This is a genomic window from Aporhodopirellula rubra (assembly GCF_014192335.1).
Classification (GTDB): Bacteria; Planctomycetota; Planctomycetia; order Pirellulales; family Pirellulaceae; genus Rhodopirellula; species Rhodopirellula rubra.
In genome coordinates, this window is sequence record NZ_JACHXU010000012.1 from 164443 (window position 1) to 190343 (window position 25901).

The following is a 25901-nucleotide window of genomic DNA, read 5'->3' on the forward strand; positions in this document are numbered from 1 at the left end:
TAACGAAGTCGCCCGAATCCAATGCAGACCTCCCCGAAACGGGGCAACGATCAGTAAATGACTCTGACGACCACCAATACACAATAACACTGAGCATGCTACACGTTCATTCATCACTCATGTCATCGAGACTGTCTAATGCCGACGCGATCTCACGGGCGACCTGCTCGGCTAAAAACGCATAGCCGGGCTTTGTGAAATGAACGTCGCCTTTCTTGATCTGAATCTCCGGCAGTCTCTGCAGTGCATGGGCGTGAAGGTCGTTGATGGCGATGTGGTTCTTTTTCATGATCGATTCAGCGATCCGATTGTATTTGATTTCATCTCCCACGTTTCGCCCGACCTCAAACTCCGGGACTGGCGTGGTCGCGCACCAAATCAGCTTTGCTTTAGTTTCGATTAACCGCTCGACTATCTTTTCGAGAGTTTGCCGGTACTCCTCCGGACTCGCCGTCAGTGTTCCGTTGACTTTGTCTCGATGACCTTGTGCTTTTGACATCGGATGTCGATAGCAGACGTCCCACAATCCCCAATTGAAATGGATCACATCCCACTGCCGCTGACCTAGCCACTGCTCCAGTTTCTCGAGACCATGTGCTGCGTACTTTCCGTTGGTCGGAATCCGAAACACATCCGCTTTGCCCGATAGTTTTTTCCGCACATCAACCGTGTATCCGATCGAAATCGAATCGCCAATGATTAATACGTTCGGCAAACTGGGATCATCCTTAGGATTGGCGAACGCACTATGATATTCCTTGCCGGTGTAGAGTTCCTCTTTATCGGCTAACTCCTGTGCTCGTGCCCCCGCAGTCGATGCGAACAACAATATCAGGGACGCCGAAACTGCGACTGGAAACTTCAACATTCGATTGATCTTCATCTTGCTAGTGTTACGGTAAAAGCGGCAATGGCGAACGCTCGGACGTGATTTTCGAAATCCCCTGATCAACTCAATTGGCTGCTAGAATAACTTCTTTTCAACGTCACCGACGCGTGATTGTACTCCATCACCGTGTTGTCGATTTTCGGTACGGTGTCAGATCACGGACGAACGTTGAATTCGAAAGTCGGCTCGTGTAGAGCGGAAAACCACTGAACTACGCTGCGAACAAATTGAAATCACTCCCACGGGCTTCCTGGTGCTCATCAAAACGCTCATTTGCTTGATCGCGATCTCCGCGTTCTCCGAAACCGCGGGCGGGCAAGAAGCCGATGTCGATGCATCACCAGCGCCGACGCCAATCGCCGCGATTCGCAATCCATGATCTACATGGCCGTGGGCGAACTCACGATCGAGGGTGCGTTGGAGAACTACGCCCCACACCGCGATCTCTACGTCGAGTTTTCGGCTTACAACCATGTCACGTCCGACGATCCGCCGCTCAAGATGTCTCACGGCGGCGACATGACATTGCCTTCGAAATCCGCTGGACACGGCATCCACCATCCCGTCTACGACGTGAAAATGAAAGAAAAGGCGGACAGCGTCGGGCAAAAATGCCACCTGGCGATTCCCAGAACGTCGGAAACGACCTACCGATCGACGAACGGTTTTCTAAAGGAAAAACTGCTCAACTGAGCGAGCCGTTTCCCCCTGAATGATCGAAATCGCCGTCCCGGAGGACGATTCAGACGGTTGTCCCGGCCGACGTGAACACGCCACGAACCACGCCGCTGAGCACGCCACCGACACTTACGTGGCCCTCAAAAAACTGCGGTTGAAAACTTAAACGAGTTTCCCGCAAATTGATTTTGCGTAATTTTGGGAGATTCGTTAAAGTTTCACGGCAAGATGCCATATCGACGTTTTCAAGGAGGAAACGATGCCAGGTGAATCCTTTCGCTTTATCCACGCCAGCGACTTTCATTTAGAAACACCGCTGGGCGATCTCGATCAACTGCCGCCGAACCTCCGAGAGGCACTCGCGACCGCACCACGCACGGCTGCGGCCGCGGTTTTCGAAGCCGCATTGGCTGAAAACATTGACTTTCTCGTCTTGAGCGGCGACCTGCTCCATCCGGTTGCGGCCGGGCCTCATGGGATGTCGTTGCTGCTCGATAATTTCGAGAAACTGCACGCCGCGGGAACCCCGGTTTACTGGGCCGCCGGCATCGCAGACGATCCGAAACAGTGGCCCGAAGCGGTGCCGCTGCCGCCCAACGTCACGCTGTTCCCGCGCGACAAACCGCTCTCGATTCCTTACGAACGGGCCGGCCGAGTGGTCTGTACCATCGTCGGCCGCAGCAGCGAAGGCCGCTCGTCCCTTCATGTGCCGGGCTTCCAAACCGAGCCCACCGATGAGTTCACCGTCGGTGTCGGATACGGCGCCGCGGACGCAAACGCCTTGGCGACCGGACGGATGGATTACTGGGCACTCGGCGGTGCCCACAACTACACCGAAATCGAAGGCGGTGCCCCCGCCGGTGCGATCCAACCGGGATCACCACAAGGGCGTGGTCTCGATGAAAGTGGCGCGCATGGATATTGCGTCGTCGATGTCGATGCCGAACAAACCGCACGCGTGCATCGCGTTGAATCGGATCAATTCCGCTACTGTCATGAAACGATCGACGCGGAGGAGATTCGCAGCGTCGGTAGCCTCCGCAACCTTCTCGGCCAAAAGATCAACACGCTCGCCAACGACAACGGCGGTCGTCATTTGTTGATCGCGTGGGACGTGGCGTTGAACGATCCGGAAATGATTTCGTCCGTCGGCGATCCCGTCGAACTGCTTCGCCAATTGCGGCGTGACCACGGCAACGGTAACCCGGCGGCCTGGACAACACGACTGACGGTCCGGCCACCTCGGAACTATCCAAAATCATGGCGTGAGGAAGACACGATCCTCGGCGACTTCCTTCGCGCGTCCGACAAATTTCGCAAAGCGGGCAGTGCGTCGAACAACGCGTCGACGAACGCCGACCAAACCACTGCGACTGGCAAAGCCGGCCGCGTTCAATTGATGCCGTTCACGGAAGAACACCCAGAACTTTCTAGCACCGCGACCACGCTGCTCGGCGACGTGCCAGCACAACATCGCGATGAAACGCTCGACGAAGCGACGCTGCTGGGCGTCGAATTGCTTCGCGGCGGCAAACCGTCATGGGGACGCAAATCATGAAGATCAAAGACATCCAAATTGACGGTTTCGGCGTCTGGACCGGCCTGAGCGTTGACTCGCTCAGCGAAGGAATGACGTTGTTCTACGGTCCCAACGAGGCCGGCAAAACGACGTTGATGCAGTTCCTGCGTGCGATGCTGTATGGCTTCACCCCCGAACGCCGCGCTCGTTACCTGCCTCCCATTCACGGCGGCACCCCCGGCGGTGCGATCCGAGTTACCGGGCCCGGTGGCGGTTATGAAATCCGCCGTCACAGCCAACTGACCGACTCAGACACGACAGGACGCCTGGCCGTCACCGGCACGGACGGACTCAGCCAAGGGCAACACCGATTGAGCATGCTGCTCGGTCAAATCGACGAACCGATCTTCACCAACGTATTCGCCATCGGCATCCGAGAACTACAGGAACTCAGCACGCTCGACGACACGTCCGCCGCCGACGAGCTGTACAAACTCAGCAGCGGCCTGGACCGCGTTTCGTTGGTCGATGTCCTTCGCAGTTTACGCGCCGGACGTACCGAATTGATCGGCAAAGACGCTCCCTCGCAAAGCGAAGAGGAAGCCGCCGCGAACCACCTGACCGGATTGCTCAGCCGTCGTGAAAAACTCCGCGACGAAATCCAACGTCTCACCGGTCAAACCCGTCGGTGGAGCGAAATGGCGACGCAGCGCCGAACGCAGAGTCAAGAGATCGAATCGTTGCGCGGACGCATGGTCGCGTGGGAACGCGAAGCACGCTGCGTTGAGATCGCCACCAGTGTCCACGAACCATGGCAAAAGCGTGCCGAACTGACCGCGGAAATCGACGCGATCGAAGGCGAAGCCCATCTGCCCGATGACGCACCCTCGCAACTCGTTCAGATCGAAGCGTTAATCGAAGAACGCAAAGCAAAGATCGAAGAGATCCGAGCCCGTCGACGTTCGTTGCGTGACAAAGCCGAACAGTTGCCGGTCAACAAACGATTGTTCGACCTGCAAGGACGGATCGAGGCCGCCACGCAACAGGCGACTTGGGTGGAAGCTCTCGAGGAGCAAATCACTCGCATCGATACTCAGATCGAGAAAGCTCGCAAACAAGTCGAAGCCGATGCGGATCGACTCGGCATCGACGAACACGAACGGATGCAAATCGCCGAGGGCGACACCGGTGCGTTACCCGATCTGTCACGCAGCACGCTGGCGGCGTTGTCGTCACCGGCGAAAAACGTCAAAGAGCAGATGTTCCTGCTCAAACAGTCTCGTGCCGAAGGCAAGACGCACAAAGCACGTGCGGAAAAGCTGAGCGAGAAACTGCAAGACGTTCTCAATCGTGCCCACGCCAGCGATCTACAACAGGCGATCCGGCGCGAGAACGAAAACATCTCGTCGCTGCGTCATCGCATCCAACTCGGTCAACACCTCGACAAACTCACGCGGCACTATCGCGACCTCGAACGTGAATCGATCGAATTGACGACCGATGAAGCGTTGCCGATGGACCGCCTGTTCCTGCTCGGGTTGCCTTTCATCGTCGGCGGAATGCTAGTCCTTTACGGACTGTTCAACGTCTTCCAAATCACGACCTTTGTCGCTCGCCCGAATCCGACGCAGGGAATGCTGTGCATCATGTTCGGTGCGATGGCATTGCTCGTCTATTATCTCAGTCGCGAAAAGGGCCAACGCAGCACGTTAGTTGATCTCGAAGATTGCGAGCGTCAGATCGAAAGCGTTCGTCGCCAAATCCGCGAAGTCGAATCCGAACGTGAGGAAGTCGATTCTCATTTACCGACCAGCAACGAGTCGCTCGAAGCACGTCTTCGCGAATCGGAAACGCTGCTCGCCGAACTCGAAGAATCCTTGCCGGCCTATCATTCGCACGAAGCCGCGATGCAGTCGTACAAGGCATCGTACGCCCGTGCGACCAAAGCCGCCGAGGGTATGAAAGAGGCTCGGCGCGAGTGGACTGCGACGTTGGATCGACTCGGCCTAGCCAACACCCTCTCACCCAAGAGCGTCCGGACGCTCGGCGACGGTTACGAAACGTTGCAGGCGAGCCTGCGACGGCTGCATGATTTGCGTGAAGAACGTGAACAACGTCGACGCGAACGCCAAACAATCGCCAAGCGAATTGAGACGCTCTACATCGAAGCCCTCGACGCGTCCGAAGGCAGTTCAACCGTTAACGAGTTCCAATACGACGAACACGATTCCATTGAACGTGACACGCATGATCGCGGACGTGATAAGAAACGGGACAAGAACCGTCATTCGAAGGGCAACCGCGACTCGGCTCAATACCGTGCTCTCGGAGCCAACGGATACGAAGATAACTATGACGACGTCGACCAAGACCGTTATCGCGACGACGATGCGAACACGATCTCGCGACGCACTTCACCGATTTCCAAGAGTGCCGCATCGGCGTTGAAGTCTCGGAGCAATCCACTCGACCAACTCAACCACCTGCACGAAGAACTCGCTCGCCAACAACATTGGATCAAACAACGACGCGACCTGAAGGCACAGGATCAACAGTACAAGAAACAGCATTCGTCTCACGCCAGCACGATCGAACGTGCCGAGCAGCAACGGCGTGCGTTGTGGGCCAAGTGTGGCGTCGCGACGGCCGAACAGTTTTATCAAATCGTTGATCGTAAATCGTTGCTCGCGCAGTTAGCTGAACAACGTGAGGCACTCGACAAGCAAATCCGAACGATGATCGGAACGTCGGTCCAATACGACGACGTTGACCGTGAAATCGAAGGTGCCAAGGCATCGGATCTCGAACGTCGTTGGGATGCGTTGACGACGCGAATGAGTGAAACCGAGGCCCGGATCGCGTCGATGCAAACCGCTCAAGGTGAACTCGCCGCCAGCATGAAACAACTCGGCGACGACGATCGGTTGATGACCGCTCGGTTGGAACTCGGGTGCGTCGAACGCAAACTCGACAAACTCGCACGCCGCTGGCAAACACTCGCGACGGCGAGCAGCCTACTCGAGGACGTTTGCGGCACATTCGAACGCGAACGCCAACCGGAAACGCTCCGCGAAGCCTCCTCGTTCTTGAACCAATTAACCGACGGCAAATACACGCGAATCTGGACCCCGCTGGGCACCAACCAGTTGAAGATCGACGACAGCGAAGGAAAATCGTTGCCGCTCGAAGTCCTCAGCCGGGGAACGGGCGAAGCCGTGTTCATTGCGTTAAGGTTGTCACTCGCGGCGGCCTACGCTCGACGTGGTGTGATGTTGCCGTTGGTACTCGACGACGTGCTTGTCAACTTCGACGGCGAACGTGCCCATCACGCCGCCCGAACTCTGCAAACCTTCGCGGAACTCGGTCACCAAGTCATGATGTTCACGTGTCATGATCACATCGTGGAGATATTTCACCAAATTGGTGTCGAAGTTCGACAAATGCCCGCACAAGGCACCCCCGGTCGCGCTCACATCCTCGCACCACCTGAAGAATCGTACGAGTACGAAGAACCGGAATACGAAGAGGAAGAAGCCTACGAGGAAGAGCCCGAAGAGCAACCCGAACCGATTGCCGAAATCATCGAGCCCGAACCGACTCCCGAACCGTTGCCCGTTGTGATCGCACCACCGCCGTTGCCGATCGCACGCCCCGCCGCACTGGTCGTCGAAAACCGGGTGACTGCTCCCTCTCGTCCGAAACCGCCAAAATCAAAATACCGTTTCGGCTTCGAACGACTCCATCGACAACACCGTCGGCGTCGGGCACCGCAAATCAAGATCGAACCGAAGAAGATCGCCAAACCCGAACCCGTCCGACCAACGCGCATCGTCGTCGAGCGAGAACCAGAACCGATCACGGAAACGCGAATCGTCGACAACTCGATCGGATGGGCCTGGTTCGAACGTGAACCGGCCGATGGTCGTATCGATGCCGATGAAGCAGCCGCCCAAGCAACGCGAAATCAATGGCTTGCCGAAGAAGACCGCATTGTCGAAACCGAAATCGCCGATGACGATTTCGGCCGGGACGGGTATACCAGAGACGATTCACGAAACCGTGACAATGCGGTCGTGGGCGAGAAAGGAATCGAAGGGGAAGACCGATCATGGTGGCGTGCCGAACACGTCGGCCGCGCCTCCTAAACCTCCTCTAAACAGAACTTTCGCAGCGGCGATGCCTGATCGAAGGTTCCCGTGGCAAATTGTCTCAGCGTTCCGAAATGTGAGTGACGCGGCGTCAGCGAGAAAATCGGCAACGATAGAATTGCCGCTCTTTCGGCATCGCTGCTCGTCATCAATCCTTTTCCGTATCGCTCGTCTGTCTCAATCGCCACGGCTGCTCGCATGAACCATCGCTCGCTTCATTTTGACACGTTAAAAGAGGCCATGGCCGAGGCGGAACGTCTCGCCGTGACGCCGGTTCAAACAACGGGCAATTACACCCTGGGTCAGATTCTCGACCATCTCGCCCGGACGATACGCATGGCAACCGGTGACGCGCCGCCACCGAAAGTCCCGTTGTTATTGCGACTGGTCGGCCCACTGATCGGCGGCCGAATCGTCAAGGGACCTGCAAAACCCGGCTTTAAATTGCCCGCCGGCATGCAGGCCTATTTCTGGTCGAAGGAAGACGTTCCTGTTGAAAAAGCAATCGAAGAACTGCGTGCCGCACACCAGCGTTTCGCGACGATGGTGGAACTCCCACGGAATCCCATGTTCGGATCACTCTCGCACGAACAAACCGAACAATTGCAATGCCGACATTTCGAATTGCATCTCGGCTTTGTCAACGACGCTGCGTAAGCCTTTCCATCGCTGCGTTGTCAGACAGCGGTCCACCGCCTGGCGGCGGTAAATACAGCAAAAACAATCACGCTCTAGATTGCCTATCTTTTGTTGACGTCGCGTGGGTGAACTTCCTAGTCTCGCCCGCATGTTCTGTTCCACGATCCTTTACCGAAACGCTGCGGAGACTCAAACGAGTTCGCCCGCTCGCAAGAAGGCCGATTTGACCGGCCGATTAGGCGTTTGGTGGGTCATCGCCGTTTTGATGATGTGTGGAACATCGGGCTGCGCGACGGCTCGCTATCTGCAAGACCGACCGATTCGGGACAATGCACTCGAAAGTTCGCTGCAACTGCTTCGATGGCGAGGCCCCGAAATCAGTGAACGCACTCAGCACACACTGCGTCGCTACGGGCTCAACGAAACCTACCAAAGCGACAGCAACATTTGCATCCATCAACTGCGGACGCTCCACCGACAAAACCTTGACCCCGAATTGACGTACGCGGTTTCCGAACTCGCGTACGTGGAAGGCAAAAAGGCCGAGCGACTCGGACGCACCAGCGACGCGATGAATCACTACGGCATCGCGTTGACGACGAGTTACCGATACCTCTTCGGACCTCAACTCGCCGACGTTCGCAATCAATACGACCCGCAGTTCCGTGCCGTTTGTGATTTGTACAATGAATCACTCGAAGATCTACTACGCGTCCTCTGTGCTGAAAACCGTTTGCGTCCTGGGCAGACCTACACCATCCAAACGGCCGATCGCAAATTTGTGATTCGAACCGAAATGCGAGGAGCGTGGAAACCGGACGAGTTTGATCGATATGAATTCGTTAGCGACTACGACATCAAAACGCTTCGAAACCGACACACCACCTTCGGGCTCGGCGTGCCGTTGGTCGCCGTTCGTAAACCTCGTGGGGCAAACGACTCACGCGAGAAATACTATCCCGAAGGGCTCAGTTACGCGGTGACAGCGCTGCTGCGTTGTTCGACGGGGAATGAGGGTGAATACGCCGCCGCGACCGAACTGCTGCCCTCGACGGGCAATTCCGAATCGAGCGTCCGGTTGGCGAGTCACAACGTTCCCAATCGCAACTTTGCAAACGAAGATCCAAACGAAACACCGGTCTGTGTGCTGGAGTTTTTCGATCCGCTACGCGCAAACCAAATCAAACTCGCCAACGATTGGGTGCCGCTCGAAACCGACCTCACCACACCGCTAGCGTACTTCCTCGACAGCCCCGAGTATCGCAAACGCGATCGAGCCACCGAAGGTTTGCTCGATCCCGATGACGCGCAGCAAAAACGTGGCCTGTACATGCTCGAACCCTACGACCCCAATCGCATCCCGGTGCTGATGGTTCACGGATTGTGGTCGAGCCCGCTGACGTGGATGGATATGTTCAACGACCTCAGGAGTTTTCCCGAGATCCGACAACGTTATCAATTCTGGTTTTATCTCTACCCGTCCGGACAACCGTTCTGGCTCAGCGCCACGCAACTGCGCAGCGATCTGTTCGCGATGCGTCAAACGTTCGATGCGACCGGACAAGACCGCGCGATCGATAACATGGTGCTGGTCGGTCACAGCATGGGCGGTCTGATCTCGCGTATGCAGACGATCGACAGCGGCGATGATTTCTGGAACATCGTCAGCAATCAACCCAAAGAGAAACTCCGCGGACCACCACAGGACGTCAACCGACTCGTCAGTGCGTTGGAGTTCCGACCGAACAAATCGATCAGCCGCGTTGTCACGATCGGCACACCGCATCGTGGGAGCGATCTGGCCAACTCTGCGACGCGATGGTTGGCAGGAAAAATCATCAAATTGCCGAAGATGGCGATCTCGACGAGCAACCGTTTAACGCGAGCGAACCCGGGCTTCTTTCGTGATACCCGTTTGCTAACCGAAGCCAACGCGGTCGATTCGCTCGCGCCGGATTCGCCCATTTTCCCAGTCATGTTAAAAGCAAAAACATCCTCTGACATTCGCTACCACAACATCATCGGCGTGCTCGACGATCCACCGGTTTTGGCAGGTCGCAATTACAAAGGCGATGGCGTCGTCGAATACGACAGCGCCAAAATGGAAGACGTGAAGAGCGAACTGGTCGTTGACGCGACACACACAACCTTGCACATGACCGGCAAAGCCATTTTTGAGGTGCGGCGGATCTTGCTCGAACACCTTCGCGAAGTCGACTCAGAGGATCGTCTCGCGTGGGATGCGCCGACACGAACGCCACTGGTCGCCGACGGCGCCGCGGGTCTGATCTCTGACCCACGTTTCCGCTACGAACGTCAAGCCGCATCTCAGTCCGCCTTCCAACTCTCCGGCACCGGCGACACGGCGAACCGCAAATAGCGAGTCGTCAGCATTTTGCACGTGAGGATGCTCCGGAACGCGAACCGCGAGTTGGCTTTCAACGATGCCAACGCACCCAGTGCTGATCACTGCGGCAGGAAATGACTTTCGCCCAACACTCGGTCTTACCCGATCGGTGCATTTCAATGGATGACGCGACCGGTCACAGTAGCTGGACTCGCGAGCCTTCAGTCCCGCGAAGTCTGACGGCATCGGCTACATCTTGTTTGTAAGACGCGTTAATAGTCGAACCAGATTCCGAAACCGAGATATTCATCGTTTCGTTTGAAAAACTGAAACTGACTGCTCGGCCCGTCTCCGTACTGCATTCCAAAACGCAACCGTCGATCGGACTTCGGCCCCTGGTAACACCACCCCGCCTGCAACGTGGTTGCCATGTGGTATTCGGTTGACTCGTGAAACGCGAGATTGGCCGCAGCGAACGGTGCAATGCCACGCGGACGCCGAGGCTTCGCCGTCCATTCCGCACCGGTTTGATACTGCATCCGTTTCGCACCGCCGGATTTCTTCACTGCCCCGGCAACTTCTCCGTAAACTCGCGTCGTCGTCGACGGGTTGTAACTGACTCCGTAGACCAACGACTCGGCGACGTAGTTGATCCGTTCGAACGTTGGGTTGTTGATCAAGTACTCGTCACCAACGTGAGAACTCAGGTGGAAGTAGCCGAACTTCATCGCCCACGGCCCCTCTGCCCAGGTCATCTCGGTTCCGAAACGAAAATCCATCGACTCAACATCTTCGGAATTGAGCAGGTCCAACCGCGTGATCACGGCACCTTCGAGATCCCATTGAAAGCCCTTGGGATCGTTGGCGCCTTCGGTCCCGTATCGGAGGATCCCCACGCGGCCGCCGAGCGTCGCGTCCCAGAAATACCCACCGTTATCGTCACCAAACAAGATTGCCGAGATCCGCGGTTCCTGTGGCCCGGCGAGGTAAGCGTGGTACATCAACCCGTCGGGCAACAGATGCCAATCACGTTCCTCGATCACAGGTCGAACCGCCGAGATGGTGCGAATCACGGTTTGCTCGACCGCGTCCGGCGGCAACTGCGTCGACGAACCGACAATGGAACCTGTCGCAGGAAAGAGCGCCGCGTCCGATGTCGCGTCGCCTGGAAAGGCGATCGACGCCACCCCGCCGCCCACGACTTCATTCAGAAAACCACTCGCCTCGGCCGATTCCGACACGTCCGCCACTTCCGGTAACAGAAACGGCAGCTCTTTGTATTCGAGCATCGGATCTGCCAGCGACTGGCGATGCGGGTCCTGCGCCGATGTGACGGCCATTGAGAGCGTGCCCCAAGCGATGCAAATCAATAGATTGAGAACACATCGCCGACACGCCATCGTAACGAACCTCTCGGTTTCCATAGGTTCGCACGCTGCCAAAAACGCCACGTGCCAAGTGAAGTGCTGCACCGCCCGGATAGCAATCAACCCGACTTTCCATCCCTAACAAAAGGGGGACGGATTGTATTGGTCGGAACAATTACACGCCCTGCGTGAAGGTTTTACAAAAATTTCGCAACACTGAACAAAAGCACAACAAGCTAGGTAATTCAGTCAACCGTTGAGGCGTCCCCCGGATAGGTCCTCTCTGGTCGAGCACGGAATCGTGATCAACGCCTCGCCAGCCTCTCCTTCAAATAGCACCATCTAGCCCGCGAAAAACGCCCCACGCGCGACACACCCCAAGGTCTATGCAGCTCTCGGTCGCGCCGTGAAACACCCACCCGGAGGAATCGATGCAAGCGAAGTCCATCACGCGACCAAACAATCACGCCATCCTCTACCGTGAAAACAAGTTTTGAGGCGTGCGGATTCACCCCCTCCGCGACCCCAAGGACTGGCTTTTCAACATTAACCGCGTACAATAAGGCTCACCCACCGGGTGTTGTGCATTTCCGCCAACGGGATCGATTCCTGACGCGGCCCTTCCTCCTTGCCCAATTCCCTTCCCACCCACCATTGAAGTTCACGGCAACGTTCTGACAACGGATGCCCTGTCTGTGACATCGTATGAAACAGCCCTTCTATGCACTGACGCTGTTCCTTCTCCCGATCATGTTGTCGGTGAATGCCGCGGCCGATTCAACGACGGTGACGGAATCCGTCGAGACAGCCGAACAAACCGGGGCGACAATCTTTGCCGCTCAATGTGCCAGTTGCCATGGACCTCAGGGACAGGGAACACAAGAAAACTACCCTGACCCCTTACACGGCGACGCGTCGGTCGGTGAACTCGCCGAACTGATCACTGACACCATGCCGGAAGAGGATCCGGATCTTTGTGTCGGTGAAGATGCAACAGCCGTCGCAACCTACATTCACGAAACCTTCTACAGCGAAGCGGCTCAACTGCGGAACCGTCCTCCTCGACTGGCACTGCAGCGTTTGACCGGCGACCAACTCCGGCGCAGCCTCTCGGACCTGTACGGTGTGTTCGCGCAAGTTCGCCGCGATACGTGGAGCGAACGCCAAACCCAACAGGGGTTGGACGCGGTCTATTACACAGGAACCAAATGGAACGGCGAAGATCGCAAGATCCAACGAATCGATCCGGTTGTCGACTTTGACTTCGGAGTCGACGGCCCCAAGAACGTCGACGGCAGCGACGCGGGAATCAATGGCGAGAGCTTTCATGCCCACTGGAGCGGTGGTATTCGGATCGAACAAACCGGCCGTTATGAGATCATCGTTCGCAGCACAACGTCGTTCGAGTGCAAGTTCGGTCACGACCGCAATCAACTGATCGATAATCACGTGCAATCGGAAGGACGCAATGAGTTCCGCCGCATGTTGACGTTGACTGGAGGTCGTATCTATCCGATCAAAATCAACCTGAATCAGCGTAAACGCAAAGGTGAAACGCCACCGTCGAGCATCTCGCTCTCGTGGGTCACCCCAGGTGGTGTCGAGGAAATCATCCCGGCTCGTTTTCTGGTTCCCGGTTGGGCGCCGCCGGCGTTGCGGTTGACCACGCAAATGCCACCGGATGATCGCACCTACGGTTTTCAACGAGGTATCTCAGTCGACCCGACGTGGGATGATTCGGTCACCTCGGCGGTGCTCGAATTCGCCGATCGTGCTTGCGATGAACTGTGGCCCGATTACCGAAACCATCACAAGAAAGACAAACGGTCTCGCGACGATCTACTGCGCAACTTCCTCAGTGAATTGATCTGCGTTGCTCACCGCGCGACGCCCGAACAGGCGCAAGCGGATCGCATGATTGACGCCGCGTTCGCAGCCAACGAGGCCGAAACGGATCGCATCCGATACACGATTCTGCTGGCGCTGAAATCCCCACGCTTCCTCTATCCGACGATTAACGCGGACCGCACGCGATCATGGCGTGCGGGTGTGCAGTTGACGCTCGCAATGCATGATTCGTTGCCCAGCGATCGTTGGCTGATTGATGCGATCAACAAAGAGGAAGTCGATAACGAACCACAACGACGACGTATCGCGACTCAACTCGTTGATGACGCTCGCACGCGTGCGAAGGTGCGTGAAATGTTCCATCACTGGCTCGATGTTTCGCCAACAGACGACCTCCGCAAAGACGAAGAGCGGTTTGCCGGGTTCGATGTCAACGTCGTTGCGGACCTGCGTCAATCGCTCGATACGTTTATCGATTCGGTCGTTTGGAACGAGACGAGCGATTACCGACAATTGATGGCGGCCGATTGGGCAATGACCTCACCACGCCTTACCGATTTCTACGGCGACGCATGGAAGCCATGTGCGGATGACGCTGACAAAGCGATGGGGCGATTTCAACCAACCGTGCGTGATTCTAATATTCATGTCGGCGTGCTCACTCATCCGCTCGTGATGGCAAAGTTCGCGCATCACCAAACGACGTCGCCAATTCATCGCGGCGTGTTCCTGATCCGGCACGTGATGGGACGCACGCTACGGCCACCCAATTCGGCATTCGCGCCACTCAGCCCTGACTTGCATCCCGACCTGACGACACGTCAACGGATTGAATTGCAAACCAGTCCCGCGAGTTGCCAAATCTGCCACACGAAGATCAATCCGCTCGGATTCGCCCTCGAACACTTTGATGCCGTCGGTCGGTATCGCGAATCGGAAAACGGCAAGCCGATTGACGCCTCCGGTGGCTACACGTCTCGCGACGACGAAGAATTTTCGTTCGAGACGGCCCGGCAACTCGGTGATTTCGTTGCCTCGAGCCCGGACGCTCAGAATGCATTCGTTTCGCGAGTCTTTCAGTACTTTGTCAAACAGCCAATCGCTGCCTACGGCCCCGAAAAACTCGATCGACTTTCGGAACAATTTCGACAATCCGAGTTCAATATTCGTAAACTGCTTATTGAGGTCGCGTTGATCTGTTCCGAAGAATGACAACGTTGCCGATCGAATTCGCGTCGAACCGGAAACGACATTTCAGTTTGCCTGCGTTTCGATGACTCTGTCCCTCCGTCCGATCCTTTCCGCCCTCTCACCCCCGCCTTCCTATGCGTCAATCGCGTCGTCGCTTTCTCAAGCAAACCGGTATCAGTGCCGCTGTGGCTCACTTCGCTCTGAATTTGCCGAGCCTCGCGTTGGGCGCCGAGACGAGCGAACGGAAACGTTTGGTCATCGTGTTCAGCCCCAACGGAGTGATTCCGGATCACTTTTGGCCAACCGTCGGCGAGAAGGAAAACGAAGCTCCACTGGAACTCAAACGAATCCTTCAACCTCTCGAACCCTTCCGCGACCAAACGGTGACGATGCACGGACTGTGCAACCAAATCAAAGGCGACGGAGACGGCCACATGCGAGGCATCGGTTGTTTGCTGACGGGAGTGGAATTGTTCCCCGGCGACATCCAAGGCGGCAGCGATACGCCAGCGGGTTGGTCACAAGGGATCAGTATCGATCAGTTCTTGAAGAATCAATTGCAAGCCGATGCCCGAACCCGAACCCGATTCGGCTCTCTCGAATTTGGTGTCATGGTTCCTGATCGCGCCGACACGTGGACGCGGATGTCCTACAGCGGGCCGAACCAACCGGTCGCGCCGATCGATGACCCGTACAAGATGTTCGACAAACTGTACGGGCAGGCCAAAAACCGCGAACTGCTCGCCAGCGTGCTCGATGATCTGACAGATGACTTTAAGAAACTCGAAAAGATGGTCAGCGCCGAAGACCGGCGACTGCTCGAACAGCATCAAGCCTTGGTGCGAAAGGTCGAGAAAGACCTCAAGGTCGAACTCGCCGCCCAGACCGATCAGATCGGACACGCGGTCCCTGAACTGCCGCCGAACATCGAAGACCAAAACGACAACATGCCGGAGATCACACGGATGCAAATCGAGTTGCTCGTCAACTCGTTTGCCGCCGATTTTGCCCGCGTCGCCACGTTCCAAATCACGAACAGCGTCGGCGGTGCCAAAATGCGTTGGCTCGATATCAACGAAGGTCACCACGCGATCTCGCACGAACCCGACAGCAACGAGACGTCGTACGAAAACCTAATTCAAATCAACACGTGGTACTGCGAACAAGTCGCAATGCTTGCCCGCCGACTCAGCGAAACGCCGGAACCCGGCGGCGAAGGCTCGATGCTCGATAACACCACGATCATCTGGACGAACGAACTCGGCAAAGGAAACTCGCACACCCGCGACAACATCCCATTCGTCTTGGTCGGCGGTGGGCTCGGTATCAAGGGCAACCGAGCGATCGATTTCAAACGCACGCCTCACAACCGCTTCCTGATGACGGTCGCCGAACGGATGGGATTCCCCCAAAACTCATTCGGCAACCCCGACTTTTGCGGCGACGGTGTCCTAACCGGCGTCTGAATCGACAAGACCGAAACTCAACACGTTGATCGGCCTCTCCGAGGCTGATCCCGCTCAACCCAAGACCGACGTCGACGTCCCTTTCTCGGTCTTGGTCTCGGTCATGATGTCGGCCTTCGAACTTTACCCCCCGTCGCTCTCCCTCGCGAAGAGCGACGGACGCACCGTGGGAAGATGTCCCGCGGATTACGCGTCCGGTTCGTAAGCGAGGTTAGGCGACAGCCAACGTTCGACGTCTCGAATAGCCCATCCTTTTCGTGCCGCGTACGATTCGATTTGATCTTTCGTTACCCGATCGACGCTGAAGTAGCGTGCCTCGGGGTGAGCGAAGTACAAACCGCTGACCGCGGCACCGGGTGTCATCGCGAAACTCTCGGTCAACTCAACACCGGTTGTCTTTTCGGCATCGAGCAGATCGAACAACGTACGCTTCTCGGTGTGGTCCGGGCATGCCGGATAGCCAGCCGCGGGACGAATCCCACGATACGCTTCGGCGATCAACTCTTCCCGCGTCAAACTTTCTTCGGATCCGTATCCCCATTCGATCCGAGCCCGGCGGTGCAACCATTCGGCGAGCGCTTCGGCACAACGGTCGGCAACGGCGGAGACCATGATCGCGTTGTAGTCGTCATGCTCGGCCCGGTACTTCGCCGCGATGGCTTCGGCTCCGATGCCTGCGGTCACAACAAAACCGCCCACGTAATCCTTGCGTCCACTGTCGACCGGCGCGATGAAATCCGCGAGTGACCGGTAACACGATTGCCCCTTGCGTTCCCATTGTTGGCGAAGGCAATGGAATCGTGTCTTCTCCGTGGTCCGCGACTCATCGGTGTAAACGATGATGTCGTCACCTTCGGACGCTGCGGGGAAGAACCCGTAGACCGCGTTTGCCGTCAACGAATGATCGGCGAGGACTCGGTCGAGCATCGTGTTGGCGTTTTCATACAACTCCTTGGCCTGCTCACCGACGGCGGGGTCGTTGAGAATCTTCGGATACTTCCCTCTCAATTCCCACGTCGAGAAGAATGGCGACCAATCGATGTAGTCACGGATCTCCGCTAGGTCGATGTCCTTCAACACTTTCGTGCCGGTGAACTCGGGCGTGTCGATCCGCACCGATTCCCAATCGGTTGGGAAACGTTTTTCGAGCGCGTCGGCGTACGGGACGAGTTTCTGTTGACGGTCGCGGAAGCTCGCGGCGAGTTTCGCTTGCTCGGTTACGTTGGCTTCCAAGAACTCTTTACGCGAATCCTTGCTGAGCAGTTTCTCGACGACGCCTACGCTGCGGCTCGCGTCGAGCACGTGAATCACAGGCGACTCGGTCACCGGTGCGATCCGAACTGCAGTGTGCTTGGCACTCGTTGTCGCTCCACCGACGAGCAGCGGGAGTGTGATTTCACGCCGTTTCATCTCGCGAGCGACGTGAACCATCTCATCCAAACTCGGCGTGATCAGACCACTCAGCCCGATCATGTCGACGTTCTGCTTGATCGCTTCGTCCAGAATCTTTTCAGCGGCAACCATCACGCCCATATCGATGACTTCGTAGTTATTGCACTGCAACACCACGCCCACGATGTTCTTGCCGATGTCGTGAACGTCGCCCTTCACGGTCGCGATTAAGAATTTACCGCGGGCCGATTGGTCCTGCGTTCCGTCGGCGATCTTTTCCTCTTCCATGTACGGTTCGAGGTACGCGACTGCTTTCTTCATCACGCGAGCGGACTTCACAACCTGAGGCAGGAACATTTTCCCTTGCCCGAAAAGATCACCGACAACGCTCATGCCGTCCATCAAAGGCCCTTCGATGACATGCAAGCAGCGGTCGTAGTGCTGCCGTGCCTCTTCGGTGTCTTCGACGATGTATTTGTCGATCCCTTTGATCAACGCGTGCTTCATCCGTTCAGCGATCGTTCCTTCACGCCACGTCAGATCCTCTCCCGATTTCTTCTTACCGCTGCCTTTGACGGTCTCGGCGAATTCCAACATCCGATCCGTCGCGTCGTCGCGGCGATTCCACAACACATCTTCGACGTGCTCGAGCAAGTCTTTGGGAATCTCTTCGTAAACTTCGAGTTGCCCCGCGTTGACGATGCCCATGTCCAGACCGGCTTTGACGGCGCGGTACAAGAACGCACTGTGGATCGCTTCGCGGACCGGATCGTTGCCGCGGAAACTGAAACTAATGTTACTGACCCCGCCGCTGGTCTTCGCACCCGGGCACTCTTTCTTGATCCGCGCGATCGCGTTGACGAAGTCGATTGCATAATTGTTATGCTCCTCCATCCCGGTCGCCACGGTCAGAATGTTCGGGTCAAAGATAATGTCTTCGGCCGGGAAGTCAGCTTCGTTGACCAACAGATCGTAGGCTCGTTTGCAGATCCGGACTTTGTTGTCCTCATCGGCTGCCTGGCCTTCTTCGTCGAACGCCATCACCACGGCCGCGGCACCGTACTGACGAACCAATCGGGCACGCCGCAGGAACTCCTCTTCGCCGTCCTTCAGCGAGATCGAGTTCACGATCGCTTTGCCCTGAACGTTGCACAGCCCGGCCTCGAGCACTTCCCACTTACTGCTGTCGATCATCACGGGCACGGCCGCGACGACGTCATCGCCTGAGATCAACCGCAGGAACCGCGTCATCGCTTCGACACCGTCTAGCAACGCGTCGTCGAAGTTCACGTCGATAATCGTCGCACCGTTTTCGACTTGTTCGCGTGCGACCTCGACCGCCTCTTCGTATTTCTCGTCACGGATCAATCGCGCGAACTTGCGACTGCCGGTAACGTTGGTGCGTTCGCCGATCATCGTGAACGGGATCTCGGGCCGCATCACCATCGGCAACTGACCTGACAAACGCGTGTAAACCGGACCGGTGGTCTCCTGTTTCGGTTTCGCTCCCTTTGTCCGTTCGGCCATCGCGCGAATATGGTCAGGCGTGGTACCGCAACAACCGCCGAGAATGTTCAGCCATCCGTTATCGACCCATTCACCGACCTTCTCAGCCATGATTTTTGGCCCGAGATCAAACTCACCCATGTCATTGGGCAAACCCGCGTTGGGGTGGCAACTGATCGGCACGCCCGCAACGTGCGACAATTCCTCGATATGCGGACGCATGATGTCGGGGCCGAGGGCACAGTTCATGCCGACCGAGAGTACGGGGAAGTGGTTGATAGACGTCCAAAATGCCTCGACGCTTTGGGCACTGACGAACGTCCGACCACCGTCAGCAAAAGTACCACTGACCATCACCGGAACACGACGGCCGCCTTCGTCAAAGAAACGCTGGATCGCGAACAAACATGATTTCAGGTTCAACGTGTCGATCGCCGTTTCGGGCAACAGAATATCGACACCGCCCTCAACGAGAGCTTTCACCTGCGCGTAATAGCTGTCCGCCATTTCGGTGAACGTTGTGTCGCGGTGAGCCGGGTCGTCTTGCGTGCTGATCGCGAGCTGCTTCGTCGTTGGGCCGATCGATCCGGCGACGAAACGAGGTTTGTCCGGCGTGCGGTCCGACCATTCATCCGCCGCACGACGGGCACATGCCACGGCCGCGTAGTTGATCTCCTGAACGAGATCGAGCGGGAGATCGAACTCGATCATGCCGACCGGGGACGCGCCGAACGAGTTCGTTTCGACAATGTCACTGCCGGCTTCGAAGTAGGCCGCGTGAATGTCGGTGATCTTGTCGGGATGCGTTAAGCAGAGAATGTCCGAAAAGTTCTTGAGGTCTTTGTGGTGATCGGCGAACCGTTCGCCACGTACTCCCGCCTCATCCAGTTTCAGCCTCTGAATCATCGTTCCCATCGCACCGTCTAGCAGCAGCACACGTTCACGAATCAGTTCGGCAATCTGTTGATCGGTGGGGGAGGATAGCAACATATCTCGTTACAAAGGGCTGTTTGAGAGTGGAATTTGAGTGCGGCCGGGGTTTCGCGACCGGGAGGAACCCCGACCTACTTGGTGGGGCGTCTTCCGAACCGCTATCATCATTGCCCATTAACTTTTGAACAACCCAAGACAGAGGTTTTCCCCGCATGCTGATCGATTCTCACCATCATTTATGGGCCTATGATCCATCCGAATATGACTGGATCAGCGATGAGATGAGCGTCCTGAAACAGGATTTTCTCGCCCCGCAATTGCGAGAAATCGCCAGCGACAACAATATAGACGGATTTATCAGCATTCAGGCTCGGCAAAGCATCGCGGAAACCCGGGATTTATTGCAAATTGCGTCCACCGAACCACTCATCCGAGGAGTCATCGGGTGGGTGCCGTTCGCCGATTCAGACGTGCCCGCGGCAATCGAAGAATTCGCCGACAACGCGACCCTTAAGGGGTTTCGCCACGTGGTCCAAGATGAACCGGATGACCGGTTTCTCGACGGAGCCGAATTCAACGCGGGGATCCGGTCGCTCGCCGGCCGTGACCTCGTTTACGACCTGCTCGTTTTCCCCAAACAATTGCCCGCGGCGATCGATTTCGCAGACCGCCATTCGGACATCCCGATGGTCCTCGACCACATCGCAAAGCCGGCGATCGAGGCGGGCAAACTCGATGAAAAATGGCGAACCGATTTCTGCGAACTCGCACGCCGCGATCACGTCTGCTGCAAGTTCTCAGGCGTCGCCACGGAAGTACGAGACGAGAGTTGGTCGGTCGAAACGATCCGCCCGTACTGGGACGTTGCCCTCGAGGCCTTCGGCACCGAGCGGCTGATGTACGGCAGCGATTGGCCGGTATGCCTGCTCGCCACCGAATACACCCGGTGGCTCAGCGCGGTGAGAGAGCTCGCCGCCCCACTCAGCGAAGCCGAACGGGAACGATTTTTCGCCGGCAACGCCACCAAAGTCTACCGACTCGCATAGATTCGCGGGCTACTCAAAAGCAGTAGGCCGGACCAAGCAAACAGGTCAATTGCCGGAGCGGCGGACGCGATAACAAACCCCTTCGAACGAATCGCTTCGTTCGAAAGCGAAGGTTTACACCGTTCCAGCACCGATCGCGTCCTTGATCCGGCCTACCTTAATGACGCCAACGCATACCGACTCACGCCAGGTTCGCGGCCCACTTAGAATCCCCGAACCACTCGCGACAACAAACCACCTAAAATCGTGTTGCCGAGATCGGAACGATTGCGGGGAGCCCTCGGGGCGGGGTGAACGGGATAGGAAACAGGCGGCGCCACGATCGGGGCAGGCGTGGGCGCACGGTAACCCGATTCGTATCCTCGGCTGCGGTATCCAACCGGCGGGCTGGGGTAGTTCGAATACCCGTGACCATGCTCGAACGTCGAGCCGTAGTTGGATCCGTACGCGGGAGCCCGGAGTTGTTGCATCTCACGCGACAATGCCGCGAACGCGACTCGGACTTCGTTCCAACAATCACCGAAGGCGGATCGAGCGACCGGGGAACCGACACCGAACACGGCGGCTTCCACTTGCGGCTGCAGCGATTCAATCTCGTTGAATTCGTAAATGATTCGAGACATCCCATTGGCCCGGCTCGCCGAACGCTCGACCGTCGCCGCTTGGCTGTCGAGCCGATCGATTAATCGCAACGTGAACGAATCGACCGAACGCGAACGATGCGTCTCTTCGCTGAAATGAGCCACCGCATCATGATACTGCTGGGCCGCGAGAGCGAGCGACCGTCCCGATCGCTGGCACGAACTCGGCGGAGCTGGTTGCCGGTAGGCGTTGTAACCGTAGTCGTTGGACGACCGATGCACCGACGAGCGATACGTCTGGGCATCCGCGGGAGTCGCCGAAGCAATCGCGATCACGATGAGTGAAGCAACAATCGAACCGAGTAAACGTTTCATATTCTGGGAACCTTCCGTTGTTCCGGTCTGCCACGTCAGCCGTGGGCACCGGAGTCGTTTTGAGAGAAGCACTCTTCCGTGATCGAATTCGCCGCCTTCATCGGCGACAACAGGAATCACGTAACGCGACTGCCATACCGAAACGGCCCGCCCGGTTCAAAAGAAGAACGCAACTCCCTCACCAGCCGAGAGTTACATCACTCGAAATTGCCTTAGGGACACCAAACAGGACTCCCACGCGAGATCAAACCGACGACACGCGACGTCAACAAGACCGCACGTCTCCTGTCATTACGACAACACCCGACAAGGCGAAAACGGCGGCGGAGCTAATCCTGGTCCGGATTCGGGATGGGGCGTCCGTGCGGATCGATCGACGGCGAATCGGTTTGCTCGTCGAGCTGTTCCTGCATTTCACGATCAGTAAAGTGCTCGAAACGGTCCGCCTTCGCGTGCAGCCTCTCTTCCGCGACGTCGACTTTCGTCACCAAATACTGCTCCCACAATCGGTGCGACCGAACAATCGTCTCGGCTTCTCGCCGACCGACTGCGGTCAGTTTGGGCAAAACAGATGCCGCCTCGCTCGATTCAGCGGATTCGGATCCTGGTTCGTTTGCTTTGGCCGGTTCAACACGGCCACGCCAACTCAAATAGCGAATCGCCCACTTCACCGCGAAACGATTGGTTAACAAAGTCTCCGCAACCCAAGGCACCGTTTGCGTCAAAGGCATCGCCGTGACCGCAAACGTCGAACCGTCCGCGCTCGCCGAATGCGAGACTCCAATTCGGGCCGATTCTTCAATCCGGTACAGCAACGTCAGAACGTCGTCGGCCAAGATCGACCATCGCAACCACTGCTGCCGCACTAAACGTGGCAGCAACCCTTGGTTGGGGGCAAAGAGAAACGCGAGCATGAAAGCGCACCCGGCCGCCACACTCATCATGCCCGCCGTTGTCGTGCTGCGAAATCCGAACCACGACGGGATCACAATCGCCATCACGTGACCGCCCCACGCCGAAACCGCCGCGATCAGACACGACAGAATCACCATCGTTCGCAATCGATTGGTCAGCAGGTAAGCCGTCGCCGGCGGAACGATCAACATCGCGACGACGAGGATGTTCCCGACGCTTTCAAAACACGCCACCGCGGTAACCGCGACTAACGTCATGAGAGCGTAGTGAATCAGGCTCGCCGAAAAACCGCTCGCCGTCGCGAGGGCCGCGTCGAACGTCGAGATTTTCAGCTCTTTGAAAAACAGTCCGACGAACAACGCGTTCACCAACGTGACGATCGACAACACCACGACCACGCGAGGCACCGCGATTCCCAGCCAGGGGAAATCCCATTTGTCCAACGGCGTTTGCTCGATCGCACCATACAGCACGCAACCGGGATCCAAGTCCACACGATCAGCCGCGACGACAATCATCAACAGACCGCTCGCGAACAACGTCGTGAACACGACGCCCATCGAGGCACCTTCATCGACTTGGCCACGGTTATGAATGAAGTCAGACAAGAGCGCCGTGAGGACACCGACGATGACGGCACCGACAAACATCCAAATGCTGCTGCGTGAACCCGAAATCAAAAACGCTCCGGCGAGCCCCGGCAACACCGCGTGCGAAATCGCATCGCCCAACAAACTCATTCGTCGCAGCAGCAAAAAACACCCCAGCAACGACGAGGCAACCGCACACAAAATTCCCGCCGCAACGATCCATCCGTCGAGTTGCCAGTTCCAATCGAAACCCATCATGACGCAACCCCATCGGCATGAGGATCGTCCGGCATCCGAGTCTTACCCAACTCGTTGTCCAACAACGTTTCGAGTTCCGCAACGATCTCTGGCTCGAGGACGTGCTCGATCGCGTCGGCGTCGCGGTCAACGCGTTGCGGGGCAATGTCCGCGTACCGGATCAGATACAGTTCCCACAACCGGTGACGACGCGTCAAACGTTTCGCTTCGGTCTCACCGCGATCGGTCAACGCGAATTCCATTTTCGACACATTCTCAGTGATCCATCCCTCACGTGACGCCTGTTCCAACATCCGGCGAAGCCGCTTGCGAGACCAACTCCGTCGCTCGAGCAGTTCTTCGTAAGGCACCGAAACGCGAGACGGATCGAGCTCGAACATCTCGTACAGTTCACGCAACAGGTGTTGATGATCGATGCTCTCGTTGAGTTTGCGTCGCCGCCACAATCGAACCAAGACGCCGCGCCGTGTCCCGATCAGGAAACTCACGAGGAACCCGAACCCCGCGGCTAAAACGATCATGGCTCCCGAAGGCAACCGTGGCAACATCGCACTGACGGCCGCACCGACAAACGAACCGGTCATCCCAAGAACCGAGGCAATGACCATCATCACGACCAGCCGGTCCGTCCAGAACCGCGCCGACGCCGCAGGGATCACCAACAATGCGATCACCAACACCAACCCGACGGCCTGCAAACCAACGATGGTGACCACCACGACCACGCTCATCAGCACCGCATCGAGCAGCACGACCGGGTAGCCGCGTGCGCCGGCGAACGCCTCGTCGAAACAAAGCAGTTTGAATTCTTTCAGCAACGCGATGCAGATCAACACGCATATCGCCGACGCGACCGCGATCAATCTCGCGTCGCCCGCCGTCATTGTTGCGGTCTTGCCATAGATGAACGATTCGAGCCCTGCCGCGTTTCCTCGATTCATCTGTGTGACGATCCCGAGCAAGGCCACACCGAGTCCGAAGTACACGCTGAGAATAATCCCCAACGCGGCATCCTCTTTGATTCGGGTCATCTTTCGGATCAATAGAATACTGACAATCCCAAAGAGTCCCGACACCGTGGCCCCGGCGAGCAAGATCGGCAGAGACTTCCCTTCGCCACCCATCGCCGTGGCGATCAAAAACGCGCCGGCAATCCCGGGCAAGGCCGCATGGGCGAGTGCGTCACCAACGAGAGCACGGCGACGCAACAGTGTCAAACAACCAACGAGCCCCGCCGCAAAACCGAGAATCGCGGTACCGAAGATGACAACCCGTGTGTTGTGATCCTGCAGGCTCAGCACACGCCAAAGGTGCTCGCTCAAATCCCACGCTCCCGTCGTCGCATCGCCTCGGTCGCTTCATCGAGCAACGTCAAACGACCACCGTAGGTCTTCTGCAAATTCTCGTTGGTGAACACGTCTTCGGTGCGTCCCGATGCGACGACCCGCATGTTCAACAACACCACGTGGTCGAAATATTCCGGCACGCTCTGCAGGTCATGATGGATCACGACCGCGGTCTTGCCGTCCGCCTGCATCTGTTTGAGCAACTCAACGATCGCCGCTTCGGTCGCCGCATCGACCGCCGCGAGCGGTTCGTCCATCAGATACAAATCCGCATCCTGAACGAGCGCGCGGGCGAGAAACGTACGTTGCTGTTGACCGCCGGATAATTGGCTGATTTGTCGATGAGCGAGGTCCGCGATCCCAACCCGCGCCAATGCTTCCCGGGCCGCATCTCGGTGTTTCTTTCGAATCGGCAAGCACCATCCGACCCGGCGGTAGAGCCCCATCGTGACGACGTCGAGCGCATCGACAGGGAAATCCCAATCGACGCTTTCTCTCTGCGGCACATACCCGACCCGGTGCAATGATTGGTGATACGGTTTACCGAAGACTTCGACGCGCCCGGACGCTTTGGGGATCAAATCCATGATCGCCTTGAGCAACGTACTCTTGCCGGCTCCGTTGGGCCCAACGACGCCAACGAGTTTGCCCTGAGGGATCTCGAATTCGACGTCCCAAATCACAGGTTTGCGATGATAGGCAACCGTCAAATCGTCAACTGATAACGCGATCGGATCCATTCGTTGCAAACTAAATCATGAAGGTCGAGAGAAGAGAAAACAAACGCCACGCCCGCGAACGTGACAATCCCCTAGAGCGTGCCCAGTATAGAACAAACTCTACCGAGCGTTTGTTTTACCGATTCGA

The 25901-nt window shown here is 57.1% G+C and carries 16 protein-coding genes; 9 read left to right on the forward strand and 7 right to left on the reverse strand.

The features are described from left to right. Window positions 1–106 precede the first annotated feature (106 nt). A complete protein-coding gene (locus tag FHS27_RS17200) occupies window positions 107–883 on the reverse strand; it encodes an SGNH/GDSL hydrolase family protein (protein ID WP_184306124.1) in 777 nt (258 codons plus the stop codon). Between the two features lie 259 nt (window positions 884–1142). On the opposite strand from FHS27_RS17200, the gene FHS27_RS31415 reads away from it, so the two are divergent. From FHS27_RS31415 to FHS27_RS17225, 6 genes are all read left to right on the forward strand, one after another. Beyond that, window positions 1143–1268, forward strand: a complete 126-nt coding sequence (locus FHS27_RS31415) for a hypothetical protein (protein WP_261363941.1) — start codon at window positions 1143–1145, stop codon at window positions 1266–1268. After that, on the forward strand, window positions 1265–1582 hold the full coding sequence (locus FHS27_RS17205) for a hypothetical protein (RefSeq protein ID WP_184306125.1): 318 nt from the start codon (window positions 1265–1267) through the stop codon (window positions 1580–1582). Before FHS27_RS31415 ends, FHS27_RS17205 begins: the two co-directional genes overlap by 4 nt. 244 nt (window positions 1583–1826) lie before the next feature. Then, entirely contained in the window at window positions 1827–3125 is a 1299-nt protein-coding gene (locus tag FHS27_RS17210) for a metallophosphoesterase family protein (RefSeq protein ID WP_009102456.1), read from the forward strand. Next, entirely contained in the window at window positions 3122–7231 is a 4110-nt protein-coding gene (locus FHS27_RS17215; protein ID WP_184306126.1) for an ATP-binding protein, read from the forward strand. The genes FHS27_RS17210 and FHS27_RS17215 overlap by 4 nt, the downstream gene beginning before the upstream one ends. Window positions 7232–7432: 201 nt before the next feature. Continuing rightward, window positions 7433–7891, forward strand: coding sequence for a DUF1569 domain-containing protein (locus tag FHS27_RS17220; protein ID WP_184306127.1), 459 nt, complete (start codon window positions 7433–7435; stop codon window positions 7889–7891). 247 nt (window positions 7892–8138) lie between these two features. Continuing rightward, on the forward strand, window positions 8139–10253 hold the full coding sequence (locus FHS27_RS17225) for an esterase/lipase family protein (RefSeq protein WP_390853818.1): 2115 nt from the start codon (window positions 8139–8141) through the stop codon (window positions 10251–10253). A 239-nt stretch (window positions 10254–10492) separates the two neighbouring features. Here FHS27_RS17225 and FHS27_RS17230 read toward each other — a convergent pair whose 3' ends face one another. Beyond that, entirely contained in the window at window positions 10493–11560 is a 1068-nt protein-coding gene (locus FHS27_RS17230) for a DUF1207 domain-containing protein (protein ID WP_246419974.1), read from the reverse strand. 732 nt (window positions 11561–12292) lie between these two features. Between FHS27_RS17230 and FHS27_RS17235 the strand changes: the two genes are divergently transcribed. Then, window positions 12293–14647, forward strand: a complete 2355-nt coding sequence (locus FHS27_RS17235; RefSeq protein WP_184306128.1) for a DUF1588 domain-containing protein — start codon at window positions 12293–12295, stop codon at window positions 14645–14647. Between the two features lie 113 nt (window positions 14648–14760). Then, window positions 14761–16092, forward strand: coding sequence for a DUF1552 domain-containing protein (locus FHS27_RS17240; RefSeq protein ID WP_184306129.1), 1332 nt, complete (start codon window positions 14761–14763; stop codon window positions 16090–16092). 186 nt (window positions 16093–16278) lie between these two features. On the opposite strand, the gene metH is transcribed toward FHS27_RS17240, so the two are convergent. Further along, complete coding sequence (gene metH / locus FHS27_RS17245; RefSeq protein WP_184306130.1) at window positions 16279–19980, reverse strand: methionine synthase; 3702 nt, start codon at window positions 19978–19980, stop codon at window positions 16279–16281. Between the two features lie 155 nt (window positions 19981–20135). Here metH and FHS27_RS17250 point away from each other — a divergent pair, with 155 nt between their 5' ends. Continuing rightward, entirely contained in the window at window positions 20136–20969 is an 834-nt protein-coding gene (locus FHS27_RS17250; RefSeq protein WP_184306131.1) for an amidohydrolase family protein, read from the forward strand. 203 nt (window positions 20970–21172) lie between these two features. Here FHS27_RS17250 and FHS27_RS17255 read toward each other — a convergent pair whose 3' ends face one another. The 4 genes from FHS27_RS17255 to FHS27_RS17270 form a co-directional block, all read right to left on the reverse strand. Next, entirely contained in the window at window positions 21173–21925 is a 753-nt protein-coding gene (locus tag FHS27_RS17255; protein ID WP_184306132.1) for a sulfur globule family protein, read from the reverse strand. 329 nt (window positions 21926–22254) lie between these two features. Next, on the reverse strand, window positions 22255–23688 hold the full coding sequence (locus FHS27_RS17260) for a metal ABC transporter permease (protein WP_246419975.1): 1434 nt from the start codon (window positions 23686–23688) through the stop codon (window positions 22255–22257). Continuing rightward, window positions 23685–25010 carry a metal ABC transporter permease gene (locus FHS27_RS17265; RefSeq protein WP_009102430.1) on the reverse strand — a complete coding sequence of 442 codons (1326 nt, stop codon included), beginning with the start codon at window positions 25008–25010 and terminating at the stop codon, window positions 23685–23687. Before FHS27_RS17265 ends, FHS27_RS17260 begins: the two co-directional genes overlap by 4 nt. Then, entirely contained in the window at window positions 25007–25774 is a 768-nt protein-coding gene (locus tag FHS27_RS17270) for a metal ABC transporter ATP-binding protein (protein WP_009102428.1), read from the reverse strand. Before FHS27_RS17270 ends, FHS27_RS17265 begins: the two co-directional genes overlap by 4 nt. Between the last annotated feature and the right edge of the window lie 127 nt (window positions 25775–25901).